Origin of the sequence: Streptomyces sp. B6B3 (genome assembly GCF_039871525.1) — a bacterium.
In the GTDB taxonomy this organism is placed as follows: domain Bacteria; phylum Actinomycetota; class Actinomycetes; order Streptomycetales; family Streptomycetaceae; genus Streptomyces.
Genome location: NZ_JBDPLU010000007.1, coordinates 289,572 through 310,232, shown reverse-complemented (window position 1 = coordinate 310,232; position 20,661 = coordinate 289,572). Strand labels below are relative to the sequence as shown.

The 20,661-nt window shown below is 73.3% G+C and carries 19 protein-coding genes; 12 read left to right on the top strand and 7 right to left on the bottom strand.

Annotation, left to right across the window (positions count from 1 at the left end):
- The first annotated feature begins 45 nt into the window (after nt 1-45).
- Nucleotides 46-2,079, top strand: coding sequence for an FAD-dependent oxidoreductase (locus ABGB06_RS17755; RefSeq protein WP_347590356.1), 2,034 nt, complete (start codon nt 46-48; stop codon nt 2,077-2,079).
- An 82-nt stretch (nt 2,080-2,161) separates the two neighbouring features.
- Here ABGB06_RS17755 and ABGB06_RS17750 read toward each other — a convergent pair whose 3' ends face one another.
- The 3 genes from ABGB06_RS17750 to ABGB06_RS17740 are packed head-to-tail and all read right to left on the bottom strand — an operon-like array spanning nt 2,162 to nt 5,210.
- Nucleotides 2,162-3,202: a sulfotransferase gene (locus ABGB06_RS17750; RefSeq protein ID WP_347590354.1), complete on the bottom strand. Its 1,041-nt coding sequence runs from the start codon at nt 3,200-3,202 to the stop codon at nt 2,162-2,164.
- Nucleotides 3,199-4,455, bottom strand: coding sequence for an ATP-grasp domain-containing protein (locus ABGB06_RS17745; protein WP_347590352.1), 1,257 nt, complete (start codon nt 4,453-4,455; stop codon nt 3,199-3,201). The genes ABGB06_RS17750 and ABGB06_RS17745 overlap by 4 nt, the downstream gene beginning before the upstream one ends.
- Nucleotides 4,452-5,210, bottom strand: coding sequence for a methyltransferase domain-containing protein (locus tag ABGB06_RS17740; RefSeq protein ID WP_347590350.1), 759 nt, complete (start codon nt 5,208-5,210; stop codon nt 4,452-4,454). Before ABGB06_RS17740 ends, ABGB06_RS17745 begins: the two co-directional genes overlap by 4 nt.
- Before the next feature lie 155 nt (nt 5,211-5,365).
- Between ABGB06_RS17740 and ABGB06_RS17735 the strand changes: the two genes are divergently transcribed.
- Nucleotides 5,366-6,058 (top strand): hypothetical protein, encoded by a 693-nt coding sequence (locus tag ABGB06_RS17735; protein ID WP_347590348.1) that lies wholly within the window; start codon nt 5,366-5,368, stop codon nt 6,056-6,058.
- On the opposite strand, the gene ABGB06_RS17730 is transcribed toward ABGB06_RS17735, so the two are convergent.
- Together ABGB06_RS17730 and ABGB06_RS17725 are read right to left on the bottom strand one after the other, a co-directional pair.
- Entirely contained in the window at nt 6,031-6,708 is a 678-nt protein-coding gene (locus tag ABGB06_RS17730) for an alpha-L-rhamnosidase C-terminal domain-containing protein (protein ID WP_347590346.1), read from the bottom strand. The genes ABGB06_RS17735 and ABGB06_RS17730 overlap by 28 nt on opposite strands.
- Nucleotides 6,696-6,878: a hypothetical protein gene (locus ABGB06_RS17725; protein WP_347590344.1), complete on the bottom strand. Its 183-nt coding sequence runs from the start codon at nt 6,876-6,878 to the stop codon at nt 6,696-6,698. Before ABGB06_RS17725 ends, ABGB06_RS17730 begins: the two co-directional genes overlap by 13 nt.
- A gap of 113 nt (nt 6,879-6,991) precedes the next feature.
- On the opposite strand from ABGB06_RS17725, the gene ABGB06_RS17720 reads away from it, so the two are divergent.
- From ABGB06_RS17720 to ABGB06_RS17675, 10 genes are all read left to right on the top strand, one after another.
- The gene (locus ABGB06_RS17720; protein ID WP_347590342.1) at nt 6,992-7,318 is read left to right on the top strand and encodes a hypothetical protein; all 327 of its coding nucleotides are present in this window, start codon (nt 6,992-6,994) and stop codon (nt 7,316-7,318) included.
- 163 nt (nt 7,319-7,481) lie between these two features.
- Nucleotides 7,482-8,300 carry a serine protease gene (locus tag ABGB06_RS17715; protein ID WP_347590340.1) on the top strand — a complete coding sequence of 273 codons (819 nt, stop codon included), beginning with the start codon at nt 7,482-7,484 and terminating at the stop codon, nt 8,298-8,300.
- 654 nt (nt 8,301-8,954) lie between these two features.
- Entirely contained in the window at nt 8,955-9,143 is a 189-nt protein-coding gene (locus ABGB06_RS17710) for a hypothetical protein (RefSeq protein WP_347590338.1), read from the top strand.
- A gap of 16 nt (nt 9,144-9,159) precedes the next feature.
- Nucleotides 9,160-9,858: a hypothetical protein gene (locus ABGB06_RS17705; protein ID WP_347590336.1), complete on the top strand. Its 699-nt coding sequence runs from the start codon at nt 9,160-9,162 to the stop codon at nt 9,856-9,858.
- Nucleotides 9,855-10,832 carry a hypothetical protein gene (locus tag ABGB06_RS17700; protein ID WP_347590334.1) on the top strand — a complete coding sequence of 326 codons (978 nt, stop codon included), beginning with the start codon at nt 9,855-9,857 and terminating at the stop codon, nt 10,830-10,832. The genes ABGB06_RS17705 and ABGB06_RS17700 overlap by 4 nt, the downstream gene beginning before the upstream one ends.
- A complete protein-coding gene (locus tag ABGB06_RS17695) occupies nt 10,829-11,749 on the top strand; it encodes a hypothetical protein (protein ID WP_347590332.1) in 921 nt (306 codons plus the stop codon). Before ABGB06_RS17700 ends, ABGB06_RS17695 begins: the two co-directional genes overlap by 4 nt.
- Nucleotides 11,746-12,810 (top strand): serine hydrolase domain-containing protein, encoded by a 1,065-nt coding sequence (locus tag ABGB06_RS17690; RefSeq protein ID WP_347590331.1) that lies wholly within the window; start codon nt 11,746-11,748, stop codon nt 12,808-12,810. The genes ABGB06_RS17695 and ABGB06_RS17690 overlap by 4 nt, the downstream gene beginning before the upstream one ends.
- A gap of 95 nt (nt 12,811-12,905) precedes the next feature.
- Complete coding sequence (locus ABGB06_RS17685; RefSeq protein ID WP_347590329.1) at nt 12,906-15,092, top strand: SpoIIE family protein phosphatase; 2,187 nt, start codon at nt 12,906-12,908, stop codon at nt 15,090-15,092.
- A 159-nt stretch (nt 15,093-15,251) separates the two neighbouring features.
- Nucleotides 15,252-16,697, top strand: coding sequence for a family 43 glycosylhydrolase (locus ABGB06_RS17680; protein ID WP_347590327.1), 1,446 nt, complete (start codon nt 15,252-15,254; stop codon nt 16,695-16,697).
- Between the two features lie 132 nt (nt 16,698-16,829).
- Nucleotides 16,830-18,728 carry a chondroitinase-B domain-containing protein gene (locus ABGB06_RS17675; RefSeq protein ID WP_347590325.1) on the top strand — a complete coding sequence of 633 codons (1,899 nt, stop codon included), beginning with the start codon at nt 16,830-16,832 and terminating at the stop codon, nt 18,726-18,728.
- Nucleotides 18,729-18,784: 56 nt separating this feature from the next.
- On the opposite strand, the gene ABGB06_RS17670 is transcribed toward ABGB06_RS17675, so the two are convergent.
- Both ABGB06_RS17670 and ABGB06_RS17665 read right to left on the bottom strand, forming a co-directional pair.
- A complete protein-coding gene (locus ABGB06_RS17670; RefSeq protein WP_347590495.1) occupies nt 18,785-19,564 on the bottom strand; it encodes a carbohydrate ABC transporter permease in 780 nt (259 codons plus the stop codon).
- A 132-nt stretch (nt 19,565-19,696) separates the two neighbouring features.
- The gene (locus ABGB06_RS17665) at nt 19,697-20,653 is read right to left on the bottom strand and encodes a sugar ABC transporter permease (protein WP_347590323.1); all 957 of its coding nucleotides are present in this window, start codon (nt 20,651-20,653) and stop codon (nt 19,697-19,699) included.
- Nucleotides 20,654-20,661: the final 8 nt, after the last annotated feature.

Here is a 20,661-nt window from a genome sequence, read left to right as displayed (position 1 = left end):
TTCCGGTCCCCTGGACGGGCGTGGAGGAAGTGGGACCTTCCCTTCATGTCCCACGATCATGAGATGAACGAATTAGAGGATTCGGGCCCCACGCGGCGGACCTTCGCCGTCGGCACGGCCGCGACGGCCACGGCCGCCGCGGCCGGTGTGCTGGGGGCGGAGCCCGCGGCGGCGTCCCCCGCGGGTCGCGTCCGGGGGGCGCCCGCGGCCGTCCCCGCGCAGGCCCCCGGCGTGGACCCCGCCCGCAACCGGGCGGTGGCCCGCGCGGTGCTGGTGCTCGACGAGGACGAGCGGCCGCTCACCGAGACCTACCGCGGCATCCTGCGCGACGGGCTGCCGCGGCCCGGCACCCGCGGCCGGAACGTGCTGGTCGTGGGCGCCGGCCCGTCGGGGCTGCTCGCCGCGCACCTGCTGAAGCAGGCGGGGCACCAGGTCACCGTGCTGGAGGCCAACGGCAACCGGGCCGGCGGCCGCCTGAAGACGTTCCGCATCGGCGGCCACGAGGACGCGGAGCAGCCGTTCGCCGACCCTCAGCAGTACGCCGAGGCCGGCGCGATGCGGTTCCCGGACAGCCATCCGTTGGTGATGGACCTCATCGAGCAGCTCGACCTGACCAAGCGGCCCTTCAAGCTCGTCGCCGAGGACGAGAACGGCACGAGGACGAACGCGACCTGGCTCTACGTCAACGGCGTCCGCATCCGCCGCGGCGACTACGAGCGGTCCCCGCGGGAGGTCAACCGCTCCTTCGGCGTGCCCGAGGAGTACGAGAACACCCCCGCCTCGGCGATCCTCGCCGGCGTGCTCGACCCGATCCGGGACCGGTTCAGCACGAAGCGGCCCGACGGCAGCCGCGAGAACAAGCCGCTGCCGGAGGCGCTGGACGGCTGGACGTCCGTCATCGAGGAGTTCGGCGACTACTCGATGTTCCGCTTCCTGACCGAGTACGCCGGCCTCGACGTGCGCACCGTCGATCTCGTCGGCACGCTGGAGAACCTGACGTCACGGCTGCCCCTGGCGTTCCTGCACAGCTTCACCAGCTCCGCGGTCATCAGCCCGATCACCCAGTTCTACGAGCTGGAGGGCGGCACGGCCGTGCTGGCCGACGCCCTGCTGGAGCGGGTGCGCGGGGAGGTCGTGTTCGACCGCCGCGTCACCCGCATCGCGTACTGGCGGCCGGACGGCGCCGGCCAGGGCGGCGAGCCCGCGGAGGTGGCGGAGGACGGCCCGCACGTGTGGCTGGAGGCGGTGTCCGAGGGGCGCGACGGCACGGTGGTCCGGGAGCAGTTCACGGCCGATCTCGCGATCGTCACCGTGCCGTTCTCCGGCCTGCGCCAGGTGCAACTGCTCCCCATCCCGTCCCTCCCGAAGCGGCGCGCGCTGACCGAACTGCACTACGACGCCGCCACCAAGGTGCTCCTGGAGTTCAGCCGCAGGTGGTGGGAGTTCACCGAGGGGGAGTGGGAGCAGGAGCTGAACGCGATCCGGCCCGGACTGGCCGACGACTACGCCGCCGGCGACGTCCCGGACGACGGCAGCCTCCTCGGCGCCCACCCCTCCGTGCCGGACGGGTACCTCACCGAGGCGCAACGCGTGCACTACGCGGCCAACCGCTGGCTCTCCCCCGACCAGCCCCCGGCGCTCCACGCCTACGGCGGCGGTTCGGCCTGCGACAACACCAACCGCTTCACGTTCAACCCCTCGCATCCCGTACCCGGCAGCGACGGCGGCGTCGTCCTCGCCTCCTACAGCTGGGCGGACGACGCCGTGCGCTGGGACGCCTTCGACGACGACGCCCGCTATCCGCACGCCCTGCGCGGGCTCCAGGAGATCTACGGGCAGCGCATCGAGGTCTTCTACACCGGGGTGGGGAAGACCCAGAGCTGGTTGCGCGACCCCTACGCCTACGGCGAGGCGTCGGTGCTGCTGCCGGGGCAGCACACCGAGCTGTACCCGGACATCGGCACGCCCGAGGGGCCGCTGCACTTCGCCGGCGACCACGCCTCCCTCAAGCCGGCGTGGCTGGAGGGCGCCCTGGAGTCCGCCGTCCGCGCCGCCCTGGAGGTGCACGGCCGCGACTGACCGACTGACCCGATGCGGCCATGCCCGGAGCGCCCCGCTCCGGGCATGGCCCCGACGGCGCCGGCCAGGGCGACCGCGACGGTCAGGGGGCCGGACGCCCGCGCAGGGCGCGGGTGCCGGGCGCGCAGGCCTCCGTCAACGCGTCCCGGTCCCGGGCCGTGAGGCGCCGGATGAGGTCCCGTCGCCCCGGGTCGAGCACCGTGCGGGCGACGGCCAGCCACGGGGCGGGGGCCGGCAGGCCGGCGAACGTGGCGAGCCGGGTGAGTTCCGCGTCCGGCCGGTCGAGCAGGTCCTCGTAGGCCAGCGTGGTGCGCTGCCGCTCGGGAACGTCGGCGAGCGCCGCGACCCCGCCGGTGATCATGTCCGACCACAGGGCGCCGAAGCGGCGCAGCGTCAGGTCGGCGTCCCAGACCAGCGCCGCGTCGAACCGGTCGGCGAACAGGCCGGCGAGGTCGCCGGGCAGCGCGGCGATCCGCTCGCCGGTCAGCTCCGCGGGCGCGCGGACCCCGGCCAGCCGGACGGCGTCCTCCACCAGCAGGATCTTGCGGAACCCGACGTGGCGGCTCATGGAGACCGCGCAGTCCGGCCCGTTGCGGTACAGGTGGACGAACCGCGCCTCCGGGAACGCCGCGCGCAGGTAGGGGACCCAGCGCAGGGAGAATCCTGATCGTTCGACGACCGCCCGCCTGCCGAAGCGTTCGCGTAACAGCTCGAAGAGCGCGGCGTAGTGCCCGGCGGCGGGCCGGCGGGGCCAGGGCGTGATCAGGGGACCGAGCTCGTCGAACAGGGCGTCCGGGTCGTCGGTGAGGTGCGGCAGCACCATCATGCACAGCAACGGGATGCCGCCCGCCTCGGCGGAGAACCGCCCGGGGCGGCGGACGTAGAGGAACTCGCCCGGCGCCACCCCGCTGCGCACCAGCGAGTCGAAGGTCTCGTTCGGCCGGGACAGCAGCCGCCAGAAGTGTGCGCCGGTCAGCGGCTCGGGCGGGAAGGCGTTCTCCGGGCGCATGAGGGAGGCGAAGAACTCGTTGACGCTGAGCACGTCGGGGTGGGCGCGCAGGATCGCGGACAGCGCGGTGGAGCCGGTGCGCCCGGTGCCGACGACGAACGTCGGGGCGCTCACGGGTGGCTCACCGGCCCGGCGGGCGCCTCCGGCGTGACCCGCGGCGTGACCTGTGGCCGCACGCTGCCGGCGGCGCTGAGCGCGCGGTGCAGGGCCAGTTCGGCGGTCGCGGCCTCGGCCAGCAGGATGCCGGTGCAGCCGCGCTGGTCGTTCAGATGGGCGATGCGGTCGCCCGGGGACATGGTCGGATACCACTCGGGCGAGCCGGGGAAGGCGTCGAGCGTGTCGAGCCCCGACCAGCCGGTCAGGGTGCCGGCCCGGTCCGGGTAGACCAGGACGAAGCCGGTGGCGGGGCCGGTGTGTCCGGGGCCGTCGAGCAGGTCGGGGCGGCGCCCGAGCGCGGTGGCGACGAGGGCGTCGTAGACGTTGACGCCCAGGGAGCGGCACAGGGCCTCCCCGACGAGGGCGCCGCCGATGCGGCGGTTGATCTCGACCAGTTCGGGCCCCTCGGCGGTGAGCACGTACTCGACGTGGGCGAAGCCCTGGTCGTGGCCCGCGACGTCGAGGACCCGGGCCACCCAGGTCGCCAGCCCGTCGAGCTCGGCGGCCGGGTGGGCGACGGGGAACGCGGACGCCTCCTCCCGGACGAACGGCTCGGGCGAGATCTGCCGGCTGAGCACCCCGAGCAGCCGGGTCCGCCCGGCCCAACTCAGCGTCTCCGCGCTGTAGACCGGTCCTGCGACGTACGGCTCGGCGAACAGCCGCCCCATGAACGGCCGTTCCGCGGCCTCGGCCAGGGCGGCGGAGAGCCGTGCCTCGTCGCGCGCGATCCAGACGTTGCGGGAGGAGGTGCCCGAGGTGTCCTTGAGGACCGCCGGCAGCCCCACCGTCTCCAGCACCTCCTTGGCGGCTCCGGGACCCGGCCGGACGGCGTGCGCGCGGCCCCGGCTCAGCCCGTTCCCGTGCAGCAGGTTCCGCACCCGGCTCTTGTCGCGCAGCACGCGGACGGCCGCGGGGTCGGGGCCCGGCAGGCCGAGTTCGGCGGCGAGGTCGGCGCCGGGAACGCTCCAGGTGTCGGTCGAGTTGATCAGGCCGCGCAGGTCGGGCAGCCGGGCCAGGGCGGCGCGGCACGCGTCCTGGTCGCGGGTGTCGAGGTCGACGATGTCGAGGGCGTCGGGCGCCAGCTGGGCGAGCTCGTGGCGGTAGACGCCCCGGTCCCCGGTCAACAGGCAGAGCCGGTGCCCGGCGTCGGCCGCCGCGGCGGCCATCCGGCCCAGTCCGAAGGAGAGCGCCTCCAGCGCGGCGATGGTCATCGCGTCGCCTCGGCTCCACCGGGACGGGTGCCGCGGACGATCAGCCGCCGGGCGCCCAGGTCGTAGGGCCGCAGGTCGAAGTCGCCGTGGCAGGTGACGTCGGCGAAGCCGGCCGACTCGAACATGGCGCGCAGTTCGGCCGCGCTGTAGAGGTACGAGGTGATCGACGCCTCGCGGGCGGTGCCGCCGCGCACCAGCGTCCAGTCGGTGCGGATCCGGGTCCAGTCGTCCAGGATGGTGTCCCGCTGCACCACGTAGCCGTCGTCGAGCTCGACGAGTTGCGGGCGCCCGATCCAGCCGGCGACCACCTCCTTGCCCATCATGTCGATGACCAGCCGCCCGCCGGGCGCCAGCGACTCCCAGGCGTTGCGCAGCACCCGGACGTTGTCCTCGGGGGAGGGGAAGTAGCCGAACGAGGTGAAGACGTTGAGCACCACGTCGTAGGCGCCGGGCTCCACGTGCGTCAGCATGTCGGCCCGCACCAGCCGGACCTCGACGCCCGCCGCCTCGCACGCGGCCCGGGCCCGTTCCAGCATCGCCGGGCTGAGGTCCACCCCGGTGACCGCGCAGCCGCGGCCGGCCAGCGGCACCGCGAAGAGCGCGGGACCGCAGCACAGGTCGAGCACCCGGGTGCCGGACGGGAGGTCGAAGAGCGGCGACTCGGCCACGATGCCCGCGACCCTGTCCCGGCGCGCGGCGGAGAACATCACCTCCGCGTAGTCGACCCAGAAGCCCTCGTCCTCGTACCACTGCATGGAGAGACCTCGATCCCGGGGGTCGTCCACCCCGCTCGATGGGTTCCCAGCCGAGCCTCGGGGAGGTTATCGCGGGTCAACGGCCCACCACCAGAGCGGACATGGGGACGGGAGAGGCTCTTGCGGCGGGTGGGGCCCTGGTGCAGCATGTGCCCGTGACGGGGGAGTTGATCGCCGGGTTCACCGGCGGCCGGACCGGAACGTGGCCGGCGACGTTCACCCAGGCGAACGTGTTGGACTGGATCGCGCGGGAGCCCGGCCCCTCGATCCTCTGCCAGGTCGCGTCGCTCGCGCCCGCGGTGGTGCTCACCGTGACGTGGCACGGCCGGCTCGTCGCCCCCGACGAGATGCGCGGTCTGCTCCGCGGGGTCGAGGACCTCCTGACGGCCGCCGGCGCCGACGACGTCGAGCTGTCGAACCTTGGCGGCCGCACCGGGCTGCGGCCGGTGGAACGCGGCCCGGACTGGGTCCGGGTGGACTCCTGCTGGATCGATCTGGCCGAGACCCGGCGCATCGCGGAGGCCGCGCTCCGGCCGCGCCCGGTCCGGCTGTTCACCGTTCCCGCCGACCCCGCGGAGCCGTCCGACCCCGCCGGGGGACAGGCGCTGGTGGCCTGCACGGTCGAGGTGCCGGGGGAGCGGAACGACGTCGGCTGGCTGCACGAGCGGTGCATGGCCGCCCTCGGACCACGACACGGCGTGCGGGCGCCGCAACGCTACCTGCTGTTCGCCGAGGCCCCGCAGGACCTCGACGACTGGGCGGCCTGGCACGAACGCGAGCCGCTGGCGACGGGCACGCCGCGGGACGCGGGAGGCGCCGCTCAGCCCAGGGCCGAGGTCAGGTCGTAGCGTCCCGAGGGCAGCAGGAAGGCGGCCGTGCCGTCCGCGGAGCCGAGGTACTCGACGCCCGGCACCTCGGCCAGCGGCGTGCCGTCCTCGCGCACCTCCTCGGGGGCGGCGGCCGGGATCCGCAGGGTCGCCGTGGTGTTGGCCGGCACCGTGGCCCGGTAGCTGAGGGTGTCGCCCCGGACCGTCCACTCGCTGGCGATCTCGCCGTGCGGTGACAGGTGCGCGGCGGACACCTCGAAGAGCGCGCCCTGGCCCGTGTAACTCTCGCCCGTCCGCTGGCGGATCCAGTCGACGTAGCGGGGCATCGCGGGCCAGCCGCGCTCCACGACGGTCAGGTCGCCGGTCATCTGCCAGAGGGTCCACGGGACGACGACCCCGCAGTCGGCCCACCCGCTGATCGGCTCGGCGGCGTTGTAGCCGTTGCCGGGCGCGACGGCGGTGAACTGGGCGCCGTCGAGGCCGTAGACGCGCTGCGAGTCGACGAGGACGTCGGCGCGGTAGCCGGCCGCCGAGGCGTCAGGCAGGGGCAGGTGGTACGCCTCGGCGATCCGGAAGTCCGCCTCGGGCCACCGGCCGCGGGCGCCGGCGATCATCCGCTCGTCCGGGTCCACGCCGACGGCCCGCACGCCGCGTTCGGTCAGTTCGGCCACGGCCGTCCGGCGCCGCAGCCGACGTCCACCGCCCGCGCCCCCGGGCCGGCGTCCAGCAGGTCGTAGGAGCGGGCCCGCAGGGCCCGCACCGCCGGCAGCCGGTCCGCGGCGTCGAGCAGCGTGACGAGGTCGTTCGTCGCCGGGCGGGCCGGTTCCGTTTCCTGGGTCATGAGCCCCAGACTGCGCCCTCATGTCGACATGAGGTCAAGCGTCCGGCGGGCCCGGCCGGTCCGTCAGCGGGTCGCCGAGGACTCGCCGCGGGCGAGTTCGGCGGCCAGCCGCCATGCTCTGGCGCGGGCTCACCGACCCCGGCCTGGCGGCGCAGGGGCGGCTGTTCTTCGAGATCTGCGGCCAGGCCCTCCAGGGACGTCCCGAGGCCGTTCCGGTCCTCGACGGGATCGTCACCGACTGGCTCGAACCCCTGGCCGACGCGGAGGCGGCGCAGGGCGCGGACCCCGCGACGGCGCGCGCCCGCGCCCGCCTGGGGCTCGCGGTCGTGCGAGGGCCGCTGCTCGACCTGCTCGCCACCGGCGACCGGGCCGCCGTCGACGCCGCGATGGAGGAGTACGTGCGGCCGCACCACGCACCCGCGGACCCACCCACGGGCTGAGCCACGGGCGGCAGGGAGATTCGGGCACGGGGTCGGGACGGCGTGGTGCCCTCTTCGCCGCGACGGGCTGCCCGTGGGGTGCGGCGGGGCGGTGGCCCGTCGCGGTTCCGCGTGGTGAAGTCGCGGCCGACGCACCACGTACGCACCATCGATAAGGAAACGCATGTTCGTCCAGCTACGCCGCCGCGTCACCGCGGTGTTCGCCGTGCTCGCCGCCTGTCTGACCGTCACGTTCGCCCTGCCCGCCGGCGCGGGCGCCAGCGACTCCGCCGGGGGTCCGTCCACCCGCATCGTGGGCGGCACGCCCACGACCACCGCCGAGTACCCGTTCGTCATGCAGGTCACCGGCAGCTCCGGCGGCCACATGTGCGGGGGCACCCTCGTCGCGCCGACGAAGGTCGTCACCGCCGCCCACTGCGTGCGCAACTCCGCTCCCAGCCAGCTCGGCGTGGTGGGCGGGCGTGAGGACCGGTTCAGCGACACCGGCACGTTCCGGCAGGTCAGCGAGGTCTGGAGCTACCCGGGCTATACCTCCACCGAGAAGGTGGGAGACATCGCGGTGCTCACGCTCGCCGCGGAGATGCCGTTCCCGACCGTGCCGTTCGCGGGTCCGAACGACACCGACCTGTACGCCCCCGGCACCGTGTCCCGCATTCTCGGCTGGGGCCGGACCGCGGAGGACGAGATCGCCACGGACCACCTGCGGACCGCCGAGGTCCCGATCGTCGCGGACGCGGACTGCGAGGCCTCCTACGCGTCCCACGACACGCAGGTCCAGACCCCGGCCATGGTCTGCGCCGGCCTCCCCGAGGGCGGCGTGGACGCCTGCACGTACGACAGCGGCGGGCCGCTGATGGTCGACGGCGTGCTGGCCGGCGTCGTCTCCTGGGGGAACGGCTGTGCCCGCCCCGGCTTCCCCGGCGTCTACGCCCGGGTGCAGGCGTTCTCCGCGGAGGTGAGCGCGCAGGTCGGCGCTCCCTGAGGTGCCACACCCGGTGCCTCTTCAGGCACTGTTCGCCCTGTGCCACGCGCCGCCCGGAATCGCCCCGGGCGGCGCGTGCGCGTTCAGCGGTCGGCGCAGTGCCGCGAGAGTGCCTCGATAAGCAAATACGATCGCCGTACCGTTCACTCTTGCGCGTGGATATCTTTCCCTCGTCTTGTTGTCAGGCCGGCAGTTCGCTTTCCTTGAATGGCGGAAGCGTTCAACCCGCTCTGCCGCACCAGCCCGTCGGGCCATCCGTCGGACCACCGCGGCAACTGAACAGCTCCTGGTCACCGCTGGAAGTAGTCCCTGCTGGAAGAAGGTCCCGGTCTCCGGCACGTTGTCGCGCAGCGCGGAATTTCCGCGCTGGGAGTGGCGACGCTCGACGGGAACGCACGATCCCTCAGCGAACGGGATATTCGTGATGCGATTCCGCTTGTCCCTGCTCCCCGCCGCCCCGCTGGCCGTGGCACCGCCGGTCATTCCGTCGAGTCGCCCGAAGAGCTTTCCTTTTCCCTCCCCAGCCTGAGCTGACGTCCTGCCGGCACGGCCGAGCGCCGTCCCGGCGACGCAGGACGCATGGATGCCATGCGCGCCTCCCCGCACGTCGTGGCAGCGGCCACGGCATCGGAAATGACAGAAGGAGTGGATCACATGGTGAAGGTCACGACACCGACCACGGCGACGACGTCGCTCGCCGGCCTCACGGACGACGTCGAGGCACTGCTCGACCCGGTCGAGCCGCAGGGCCACATCAGCTACGACGCCGAGTGCGGGGCCCTGCTGCTGGCCGCGGGCGCGGCCCTGCTCGCTCCGCCGGCGCCGCGGCCGAAGAAGCGCTGAGGCCGGGGTCCTGGTGGTGAGCCCCACGGCGGTGCTGACCGAGGCCGTTCAGGAGCTCACCCGCGTGGTCGCCTCCGCCCTGCGGGGTGGAGGCGACCACGTCGCGGTGACTCCGATGGTGGCCGGCGGCGACGAGGCCGATCCGGTGGTGTTGGCGGCCGCGCGGGTGCTCGGCGCCGACCTTCTGGCCCCCCGCACCCTCGCCGGACGGGCCGTGCAGGCGGAGCAGTTGCGGCTCGCCGACGCCGCGGCCCGCGCCTTCCCGCCGGCGGCGGGCTCCGCGACGAGCGCGTGGAGCCACTGGGGTCTGGTGGCCGCGCTTCGCGCCGCCGGCCGCGCGGGCCCCGGCGCCGGTACGGGCGCCCTGCCCGGGGAGCCCGACTCCGCCTGGGTGCGCGAGGAAACCTGGCAGCGGGTGACCGGGCGGCTGGCGAACCTGGCCGCGCTCGCCGTCCCCGGCCTGTCGACCGCGCTGTCCGGCGCCGCGGCGGGCCGGACCGGGGACATCGCGCGTGGCTTCGTCCGTGCGGTGCGCCGACGCGACTGGCTCCAGGCCGCCGGCGCCGGACGCTGGTTGGCCACCCTGGCGGACGTGCCGGCGACGTTGGGGCTGGACGCGGGGCTGGCGTTCGTCGCCCAGATGGGAGGCGAGGACGCCAGGGTCGAGCTCCACGTGTGCGCGGCCCAGCTGATGCGTGAGGACGCGGACCGGTGAGCGCTGCGGACCTGGAGCGGGTCCTCACGGCCGCGTTGGGCTGGTTGCACGACCAGCGCGACCGCTTCCGCCTCCCCGACGACCCCACCCACCCCAGGCACGACCGGAACGCCACCTGGCGGCCGCTGGCCGAGCTGGCCCAGCTGTCCCTGACCATCTCCCGGGTCAGCGCCCCGGGCGGCCGACCGCACCGCATGGCCCGCTCCCTCCTGGACCTCGCCTGGCGCCTCACCGGCGCGGGCGAGGCGTTCGTCGAGCTGGCGCGGCGCGAACCGCACGCGGTGTATCCGCTGGAGCTGTACGCGGCGTTCGCCGAGGCCGGACTGCACGACGAGCGCTTCGAGGCGCAGCTGCGCTGCGTCCGCGCCTCGCGGTGGTGGCGGGTGGTGGAGCGGGAGCCGACCCGCACCCTGGCGGTGCTGAACGCCGAGCGCAGGCTCGGGCTGCCGCCGCACCGCGATCCGGCGGAGGCCCAACACCGCACCTGGCTGGGCGGCATGGGCGAGCCGTGGGCGTTCACCACCCGGGTCGGATACGGCGTCACCCACCACGTCTTCCACGTGACCAACTGGGGCGTCAGCCCGCAGGGCCTGCCGCGGGACCTGCGGGACTACCTCACCCTGTGGCTGCCCGCCTGGCTGGACTGCACCGTCGAGGCCCGGGAGTGGGACCTGACGGGGGAGTTCCTCGTCGTCGCCGCCCTGCTGCCGGACCTGGCCCACCCGGCCGACGCCTGGGACGCCCTGTGCGGCGCCCAGGCCCCCGACGGTTCCGTCGCCGAGAGCGACGCTCTGGCCGCCGAGCCCACGCGCTGGTTCCACAACCGCTACCACTCCACCCTCGTCACCGCCTTCGCCGCCGCGCTCGCCCACGCGAGGGCCCGGGCCGAGGCCCACCCCGTACCGGCCCCCGTACCGGCCGCCGTGCCGGTCCGGACACCGGTACCGGCACCCACACCTGGAGCGTCGCGATGACAGAGCCGCACGTCCCGCACCTGATCGCGACGAGGGCGCTGGACTGGCTGGACCAGCACCGCGAGCGCTTCCGACCGCGCCTCGGCCCCACGCCCGACCTCCAGGTCAAGGAGCGCCTCAAGCCGCTGGGCGAGCTGGCCGTCACCAGCCGCATCCTGCTGCGCGAGGGCGTCGCCGGGTCCCGCACCGCCCGGCGGACCAGAGCCCTGCTGGACTTCGCCTGGCAGGAGGCGCTCGACGGCGGCGACCTGCTGGTCTGGATGTGCGCCGACGAACCCTTCTCACCCATCCCGCTGGAGGTGTACGCGCTGTTCCACGAGGTGGGGTACCGGCATCCCGGCGTCGAACGCCACGCCCGGCTGGTGTGTCGCACCACCAGCTGGCAGGCGGTGGAGGCGGTCCCCAACCGGCGCCTGGGCCTCACCCGAACGGAGGCGCGCCTCGGCCTGCCGGCCGGCATGGACACCGCGGTCGCCGCCGGGCGCACCTGGCTGGGACAGCTGCCCGAACCGTGGACCGCCGAGTACCACCACGCCTACGCCATCACCCACACCGTCTTCCATCTCACCGACTGGGGAGAGAACCTGGCGGCCCTGCCCGAGGACATCGCCGACTACCTCGCCCGGTGGCTGCCCGCCTGGATCGACGAATGGGCGGAGCTCCAGCACTGGGACCTGCTCGGCGAGCTCCTCGTGGTGGACGCCTGTCTGCCCGACCCCGCCCTGGACCCGGCCGTCTGGGCGCGCTACGCCGCCGCCCAGGGCCCGGACGGCGCCATGCCCGTCGACCACACCGTGCCGACCGGGGATCCCGACGACGTGTTCGACCTGGTGCACCACTCCACCATGGTGGCCGTCCTCGCCTCCACCATGGCCACCTCCCGCGTCCTGACCGCCCTCTCCCACGCCACGCCATGACGCCGGCGAACCTCGGCCGCAGCCTTCAGGACCTGGCCGACAGCGTCGACGCCCCCGACGTGGTCCTGGCCTGTTCCCGCGACGGGCACCGCACCGTGGCGACCTCGGGCACCGCCCCGGAGTCGCCCTCCCACCCCCGGCAGACCCTGCGGTACGAGATCGGGTCGGCCACCAAGACCTTCACCGGCCTGCTCCTGGCCCACCTCGCCGAACAGCGGATCGTGCGGCTTTCGGATCCGGTCCGGGCCCATCTGCCGCTCACCGCCCCGCCGCACCGGCACCGCGACGCGATCACCCTGCTGCACCTGATCACCCACACCTCGGGGCTGCCCCGCCTCCCGGCCGGCTTCTACCGCCAGGGCCTCCCCAACTGGCGCAGCAACCCGTACGCCAACTACGCCAGCGACCGGCTCCTCGGCGCCTTCGCCCGCCGCCGCCCGCGCCGCCCCCCGGGCCGGCGCTGGCGCTACTCCAACTTCGGCGTCGCCCTGCTGGGCCCGGCCCTCGGCCACACCACCGCCACCCCCTTCCACCGGCTGCTGACCGACCACCTCCTGGCCCCGCTCGCGCTGACCGGCACCACGCTCCAGCAGGGAGCGACGGGCGGCCGCCGCGAGCCGGCCGGCGGGCCCGCCGTCCATGACGCCGTCGGCCACCTCCGCGATCAGCGGCAGCGGCTGCCCGCCTTCGACGCCGGGGGCTGCTACGCGGCCGGTGCGGTGCGCGCCACCCCCGCCGATCTCCTCAGCTACCTGGAGGCCCATCTCCAACCACCGCCCGGCCCGCTGGGCGCCGCCCTGCACGCGGTCCGCGAACCCCGCGTGCGCCACCGGTTCGGTCACCACACCCTCACCTGGTTCCAGCGCCCCACCCCCGACGGACCGGTGTTCTTCCACGGCGGCGCCACCCCCGGCCAGGAGGCGTTCCTCGGCTACGCCCCCGACACCGGCACCGCCGTCGTCGCCCTGGCCACCCGCCGCCACCACCGTGCCGGCCGGCTCGGCGACATCGCCTACGACCTGCTCGCCACCCCGGGGCACCCGGCACTCCGCGGTCCCTGACGGCGCCGACCGCCGCCGGGACGGTCCCGGCATGAAGGCTCCGGCATGACGGCCCCGGCGTGGCTGGCCGCCCGTTATGGCGCATAATATGGTATATGCGAGCTTCGTCCCCTCAAGGTCCCGAGATCCTGGTGCCGACGTTCAGCGAGGTGGTCGAGAAGAGCGGTGCCCACGGCGGACTGCTGATGCTGCTCTCGCCGAGCGAGCCGACGCTCCACGCGACGCTGCTCAGCGGCGTCCCCGTCAAGTTCGCCGGGCCGTGGGCGCGGATCTGGCTGGAGGCCGACTTCGCCCTCGCGCAGGCCGCGCGCGAGCGGCGGCAGATCTGGGTGGCCCCGAACGAGCGGTCCACCAGCTACCCGGAGCCGGCCGCCGCGGCGCCGTATCCCTTCGCCGCCATCGACACGCCCCTGCTCAGCGGCGACACCCTGTGGGGCACCCTGGGCGTCATGTGGCCGAGCTCGCATCCGCCCGAGCCGGTGCCGGGGGAGCTGGCGGTGGTGAACGCGGGGGCCCGCCGCCTCAGCGCGTTGCTGAGCCGCTGCGCCGAGGAGGGGCGCCCGGTGCGGCCGCACCGGGAGGCGCTCTTCGTCCCGCGGCGGGAGGGCAGCCGGTACGGGGGCGAGGAGGCGCTGGCGGGCGCCCGTTTCGCCGAGCGGCTGCCGGGGGGCAGCCTCACGCTGAGCCTGGAGGGCGAGGTCACGTTCCTCACCGAGGCCGCCGCGAAGCTGCTCGGTGCCCCGGCCGGGGACCTGCTCGGATCGCTGCCTTGGGACGTCCTGCCCTGGCTGCGGGATCCGGTGTACGAGGACGGCCTCCGGCGGGCCCTGTTCACCCGCCAGCCCACGTCGTTCACCGTGCTGCGGCCCCCCGACGTCTGCCTGTCGTTCGCGCTCTTCCCGGACGTCTCGGGCATCAGCGTCCGCCTCCAGCGGACCGCGGAGCCCGTCGAGGACCGGGCCGTGGGCGCGTCGACGCTCACCGCCGAGGCCGAGGCGGAGGTCTCCGCGCTCGCCTCGCCGGGGTACGACGAGGCGCCGACCCGGGTCGGCTCGCTGTACCACGCGATGCACCTGGCCGTGGTCCTCACCCAGGCCGTGGAGGTGCGGGACATCCTCGACATCGTGTACCACCCGGTGATGTCCGCCTTCGAGGCCGACGGCGTCGCCCTGATCACCGTGGAGGGAGACCGGCTGCGGATCCTCGGCCACCGGGGACTCACCGAGGAGTCGCTCCGGCTGCTCGTCGGTCATCCGCTCGACGCCACCCCCGCGCCCGCCGCCCGTTCCGTGCGGGACCAGGAGGCCCTGTTCTTCACCGGCCCCGAGGAGATGGACGGCGCCCTGTCCGGCTGGTCGGCCCGCGGCGGGATGTCCGCCTGCGCGCTGATGCCGTTGACCGCCTCCGGCAGGCCGATCGGCTGCGTCGCCTTCTGCTACCAGGAACCGCACCGGTTCGGCTCGGGCCACCGCACGCTGCTCACCTCGGTGTCCGGGCTGCTCGCCCAGGCCCTCGACCGCGCCCTCCTCTACGACGCCCAACACCAGCTCGCCCGACGGCTCCAGGCCGGGCTGCTGCCCGCGGTCCTGCCGCACGTCCCCGGCCTGCACGTGGCCGCGCGGTACGAGTCCGCGACCCGGGGCGTGGACATCGGCGGTGACTTCTACGACCTCATCCGGCTCGACGACGGCTGCGCGGTGACCATCGGCGACGTCCAGGGCCACAACATGGAGGCCGCCGCCCTGATGGGGCAGGTCCGCACCGCGGTGCACGCCACCGCGGGCGCCCGGCCCGACGAGGTGCTCGCCCGCACCAACCGGCTGCTGACGGACCTGGACGCCGAGCTGTTCGTCAGCTGCCTGTACGTCCAGGTCGACTTCGCCGCCCACCGCGCCCTGCTGGCCACCGCGGGGCACCCGCCGCCCCTGCTGCTGGACGCCGACGGACGCGTCACCCTCCTCACGGTGCCCCCGGGACCGCTGCTGGGCGTCGAGCCCACCGCGCCCTACACCTCGACGGAGATCCCGCTGCCGCCGGGCAGCGCCCTGCTCTGCTACACCGACGGCCTGGTCGAGACGCCGGGAGTCGACCTCGACGCCTCCCTCGCGGAACTCGCCGACCAGCTGCGCCGGGTGGCCGCCGAGACGCCGGACGTCATCGTCGACACGCTGCTGCGCCAGGCGCACCGCTCCGGCACCCGGTCCGACGACATGGCACTGCTGCTCGTCCAACGCGGCACGGCCGCCACGACCAGCACGGCGCACGCGGCCGGCAGGGGCTGACCGACGCCCCGCCCCGGCGCGGACGAGGGATGTTGACAGGGGCGTGGGCCACGCCTACCTTCTGGCCGAAGTTACGAATGGTGATCGAAATGTCGAACATTCCGCACAGCCCGCACATCCTGAGCCGTCGCCGAAGACCCGATCGGGAGAACCGCCCCCATGAGACGCCCCTTAGCCCGCGTCCTGACGGCGTTGATCGCCGCGCTGACCCTGCTGACCACCGGCGCGCCCGCGCACGCCGCCGAGGCTGACTCCGCCGCCGTGACCTTCACCAATCCCGTCGCCCTGCAACGCGCCGACCCGCACGTCTACCGGCACACCGACGGCTACTACTACTTCACCGCGACCGTGCCCGCCTACGACCGGATCGTGATGCGCCGGGCCACCACCCTCCAGGGGCTGTCCACGGCCCCGGAGACCACCGTCTGGACCCGACACTCCAGCGGCGAGATGGGCGCACACATCTGGGCGCCGGAGATCCACTTCATCGACGGCAGGTGGTACATCTACTTCGCCGCCGGGGCCACCGACGACGTCTGGAAGATCCGCCCGTACGTCCTGGAGACGTCCGCCGCCAACCCGCTCACCGGAACCTGGACCGAGCGGGGCCGGATCGCGTTGCCGCTGGACACCTTCTCGCTCGACGCGACGACCTTCGTGCACGACGGCACCCGCTATCTCAGCTGGGCGCAGAACGATCCGGCCGTCGGCAGCGGCACCAGCATCTACCTCGCCCCGATGGCCAACCCCTGGACCATCAGCGGCACTCCCGCGCGGATCTCGACGCCGACCCACGCGTGGGAGACCGTCGGCCACCGCGTCAACGAGGGACCGGCCGTCCTCCAGCGGAACGGCCGCGTCTTCATGACCTTCTCGGCCAGCGCCACCGACAGCAACTACTGCCTCGGTCTGCTCACCGCCGACGCCGACGCCGACCTGATGAACCCGGCCTCCTGGACGAAGAACCCGAACCCGGTCTTCACCAGCAACGCCGCGACCAGCCAGTACGGCCCGGGACACAACACCTTCACCGTCTCCGAGGACGGCGCCTCGGACATCCTCGTCTACCACGCCCGCACCTACCGGGACATCAACGGCGACCCGCTCAACGACCCGAACCGCCACACCCGCTACCAGAAGCTGTACTGGAACGCCGACGGCACGCCCAACTTCGGCATCCCCGTCGCCGACGGCGCCACCCCGGTCCGCTTCTCCTCGTTCAACCACCCGGACCGCTACATCCGGCACTGGGACTTCCGCGCGAGGACCGAGGCGAACGTCACCAACCTCGCGGACTCCCAGTTCCGCGTCGTCCCCGGCCTCGCCGGCAGCGGCACCGTCTCCCTGGAATCCGCGAACTACCCCGGCTACTACCTGCGCCACCGGGACTTCGAGGTGTGGCTGGAGCGCGACGACGGTTCGGCCACCTTCGCGAACGACGCGTCGTTCCACCAACGGCCGGGGCTGGCGGACTCGGCGAACGGCGTGTCCTTCGAGTCCCTCAACTACCCCAGACGCTACGTCCGGCACTACGCCGACCTGCTGTACGTCCAGGCGGTGAGCACCTCACTCGACCAGGCCGACGCCACCTACCGCGTCGAGTAGTCACTATCCCCGTCGTCCGGAGACCCCTCTCACCGCCCGCGCTCTACGGTCCCGCCTGACGTCCTCTCACCAGCTCCCCACCGCGCCCCTTCCCGTGGGCGCGGCGGGGAGCTCGACCAAGGAGCGCACCCTGTGAGGCATCCCCTCTTGTTCCGTTTCGGGCGCGGGAGAGTCGGGCGGCTGTCGTTGGCGGCCGCCGTCCCCCTCGCGGTCCTGGCGGCGTTGGTCGTGCCGGGGGCCGCGCAGGCGGCCGACGAGCAGATCACGGTGGCCGCCGGCGACGTCACCGCCAGTACCAGTGACGAGAACGAGCCGGCGAACGTCGTGGACGGCGACCTGAGCACCCGCTGGTCCGGCGAGGGCGACGGCGCCTGGCTGCAACTGGACCTCGGCGCCACCCGGACCGTCAACGAGGTCCGACTCGCCGTGCACCAGGGCACCACCCGGCAGAACCTCTTCGAACTCCAGGCCTGGACCGGAACGACCTGGCAGACCGTCCACGACGGCGAGACCAGCGGCACCAGCACCGCCCTGGAGTCCTTCACCTTCGACCCCGTCGAGACCTCCCGGATCCGCTACCTCGGCCACGGCTACACCGGCGACGGCGAGGGCGACTGGAACAGCCTCACCGAGGTCGAGATCTGGCACACCGACGACGACCCCGACGACCCCGACGACCCCGAGCCCGGCCGCACCGTCGAGGTCGCGGACTCGGACGAACTGCGGGGCGCGCTCGACGACGCGCGGGCCGGGGACCGGATCGTGCTGGCCGACGGCGAGTACGACATCGGCTCGATGACCGGCCGGCACGGGACGGAGAGCGAGCCCATCACGGTGGTCGCGGCCAACCGCGGCGAGGCGGTCATCACCGAGGGCCAGCTGGAGATCGAGGACTCCTCGTACGTCACCTTCGAGGGCCTGGAGTGGACGAACAGCGACACGTTGAAGATCACCAGCTCGAACAACGTGCGCCTGACCGGTAACCACTTCCACCTCACCGAGGAGGAGTCGCTGGACTGGGTGCTCATCGGCGGGGCGGACAGCCACCACAACCGGATCGACCACAACCTCTTCGAGGACAAGCACCAGCTGGGCAACTTCATCACCATCGACGGCTCCGAGACCCAGCAGTCCCAGTACGACCTCATCGACCACAACCACTTCCGCGACATCGGGCCGCGGGCGGAGAACGAGATGGAGGCCATCCGGGTCGGCTGGAGCGAGATCTCCGAGTCGAACGGGTTCACCGTCATCGAGTACAACCTCTTCGAGGAGTGCGACGGCGATCCGGAGATCATCTCCGTGAAGAGCAACGACAACACCGTCCGCTACAACACCTTCGTCGCCTCCCAGGGCTCGGTGACCCAACGGCACGGCAACCGCGGCGAGTTCTACGGCAACTTCTTCTTCGGCGAGGGTAAGGCGGGGACCGGCGGAATCCGGGTCTACGGCCAGGACCACACGATCTACAACAACTACTTCGAGGGCCTGACCGGCACCGGCTACGACGCCGCGCTGCAGCTCGACGGCGGCGACGTGGACACCTCGGGCGCGCTGAACGAACACTGGCGGGTCTACCGGGCGACCGTGGTGAACAACACCTTCGTGAACAACGTCTCGAACATCGAGATCGGCGCCAACTACGACCTCGCCCCGGTCGACTCGGTCATCGCGAACAACGTGGTCACCGGCAGTCAGGGCAGGCTCATCAACGAGCTCATGACGCCGGAGGACATGACCTACGCCGGCAACATCGCCTGGCCCACCGGGGACGCGACCGTCGGCGTCGACGAACCCGACTCCGCCGTGCTGTCGGTCGACCCGCGGCTGGCCCTCGACGGGTCCGTGTACCGGATCGGCGCGGACAGCCCGGCGATCGACGCCGGCGCCGGCGACCACCCGTTCGTCACCGACGACATGGACGGCCAGGCCCGCGCCGGCGGCACCGACGTCGGGGCGGACGAGCGCTCGTCGGCCGCCGCCACCCGCGGTCCGCTCACCGCGTCCGACGTCGGCCCGGGCGCCGCCTAGGACCCGCGTCCGTCCGGGTCCTCCTGGTCCGCCGGAGGCCGGGCGGCGCGGTGTGCCTACTGGCCGCCCAGTCCCGTGGTGGCGACGGAGCGGACGATGCGGCGCTGGAAGAACAGGAAGACGACCAGCAGCGGCAGGGCCGCGAGCACCGCCGCCGCCATCGACTGGGCGTACTGCACCCCGTAGGAGTCCTTGACCGTCGGCAGCCCGACCGGGAGCGTCATCAGCGCCGGGTCGTTGGTGCTGACGAACGGCCACAGGAAGTTGTTCCAACTGCTGATGAAGACGAAGATCGCGACGGCCGCCAGGATGGGGCGGGACAGCGGCAGCACGATGTACCAGAACACCCGGGGATGCCCGGCCCCGTCGATGCGCGCGGCGTCCTCCAGCTCGCGCGGGATGCCGTCGAAGAACTTCTTCAGGATGAACACCATCATCGGCGCGACCGTCTGCGGCAGGATGATCGCGGCGTAGGTGTCGATCAGGTTCATCGCCAGCATCTGCCGGAACAGCGGCACGATGAGGATCTGCGGCGGCACCATGATCGAGGCCACGGTGATCGCGAGCAGCACCCTCCGGCCGCGGAACACGGTGCGCGAGAAACCGTAGGCGGCCAGCGCGGAGACGGCCACGGTGAGCAGGGTGACGGCGGTCGCGACGATCAGGCTGTTGAGCGTCCACACCGGGAGGTTGCCCTGGTCGAGCACCGTCCGGTACGCGTCCAGGGTGAAGCCGCCGGCCGGCAGCCACGAGGCGTCGGGCGAGGCGGCGTCGGTCTCCGACTTGAACGAGGTGTCGATCGCCCAGGCGAGCGGCAGCAGCCAGGCGGCGCTCATCAGCACCAGCGCGGCCAGGGCGCCGATGCGGGCGCCGGGCCCGGGGCCGAGGGTGCGGTTGGCCGGCAGCAGGCGGCGCGTGCGCTGCCCGTTCAGGCGCGTGGTGGTGGTGTCGGCGGTGGTCACGGCGCGTCAGTCCTCCCCGCGGGAGACGAATTTCATCTGCGCGATCGACAGGACGATGATGATCGCGAAGAAGACGTACGAGATGGCCGCGGCGTAGCCGAGGCGGTAGCCGGTGAAACCGGTGTCGTAGACGTAGACCAGAACCGAACGGGTGGCGCCGTTCGGACCGCCCTGGGTGAGCAGGTAGATCTGGTCGAACACCTTGAGCGAGGCGAGGATCTGCAACACCCCGACCACGCCGGTGACCCGGCGCAGCTGCGGCAGCGTCACCGACCACAGCCGCCGCCACGCGCCGGCGCCGTCGATCGCGGCGGCCTCGTACAGGTGGTCGGGTATCGACTGCAGCGCCGCCAGGTAGAGCAGGAAGTTGAAGCCGACGTGCCACCACACGCTGACCAGCGCGACGGAGAGCAGCGCCACGTCCTCGTCGATCAGCCAGCCGACGTCGTCGGCCCTGAGGTACCCCAGCAGGTCGTTGAGCAGGCCCAGTTCCGGCTGGAACAGCCACGACCAGACCATGGTGACCACGGCGACCGGGAGCAGGAACGGCGCGAAGAAGGACAGCCGCCACAGCCACTGCCCGGGCAGGCCGGTGTTGACCAGTACCGCCATGCCGAGCGCCACCAGGATCAGCGGCACCGACGCGAGCACGGTGAACAGCAGCGTGACGCCGAGCGTGTCCCACACCTGCGGATCGGCCAGCGCCTCGGCGTAGTTGTCGAAGCCGATGAACCGGTCGTCGCCGAGCCCGGTGAGGGACGAGTCGGTCAGGCTCATCCACACGCCGTAGCCGATCGGCACGACGAGGAACAGCGCGAAGAGGGAGAGGAAGGGAAGGACGAAGAGGGAGCCCGAACCCGCGAACGGGCGGCGCCCGGGCCCGCGCCGCCGCGGCGCGGACGGCCGGTCCGCGGTCGGCGGCGTGCTGGTCGGGAGGGGAGAGCTGTGGCGCACCGTGGTCATGTCCGACG

Bases quoted from the DNA above. Each gene is read 5' to 3' on its own strand.
- ABGB06_RS17755 (WP_347590356.1), top strand. From the start codon at position 46: ATGTCCCACGATCATGAGATGAACGAATTAGAGGATTCGGGCCCCACG.
- ABGB06_RS17745 (WP_347590352.1), bottom strand. From the start codon at position 4,455: ATGACCATCGCCGCGCTGGAGGCGCTCTCCTTCGGACTGGGCCGGATG.
- ABGB06_RS17740 (WP_347590350.1), bottom strand. From the start codon at position 5,210: ATGCAGTGGTACGAGGACGAGGGCTTCTGGGTCGACTACGCGGAGGTG.
- ABGB06_RS17725 (WP_347590344.1), bottom strand. From the start codon at position 6,878: ATGACCCAGGAAACGGAACCGGCCCGCCCGGCGACGAACGACCTCGTC.
- ABGB06_RS17720 (WP_347590342.1), top strand. From the start codon at position 6,992: ATGCTCTGGCGCGGGCTCACCGACCCCGGCCTGGCGGCGCAGGGGCGG.
- ABGB06_RS17715 (WP_347590340.1), top strand. From the start codon at position 7,482: ATGTTCGTCCAGCTACGCCGCCGCGTCACCGCGGTGTTCGCCGTGCTC.
- ABGB06_RS17710 (WP_347590338.1), top strand. From the start codon at position 8,955: ATGGTGAAGGTCACGACACCGACCACGGCGACGACGTCGCTCGCCGGC.
- ABGB06_RS17695 (WP_347590332.1), top strand. From the start codon at position 10,829: ATGACAGAGCCGCACGTCCCGCACCTGATCGCGACGAGGGCGCTGGAC.
- ABGB06_RS17690 (WP_347590331.1), top strand. From the start codon at position 11,746: ATGACGCCGGCGAACCTCGGCCGCAGCCTTCAGGACCTGGCCGACAGC.
- ABGB06_RS17685 (WP_347590329.1), top strand. From the start codon at position 12,906: ATGCGAGCTTCGTCCCCTCAAGGTCCCGAGATCCTGGTGCCGACGTTC.
- ABGB06_RS17680 (WP_347590327.1), top strand. From the start codon at position 15,252: ATGAGACGCCCCTTAGCCCGCGTCCTGACGGCGTTGATCGCCGCGCTG.
- ABGB06_RS17670 (WP_347590495.1), bottom strand. From the start codon at position 19,564: ATGAGCGCCGCCTGGCTGCTGCCGCTCGCCTGGGCGATCGACACCTCG.
- ABGB06_RS17665 (WP_347590323.1), bottom strand. From the start codon at position 20,653: ATGACCACGGTGCGCCACAGCTCTCCCCTCCCGACCAGCACGCCGCCG.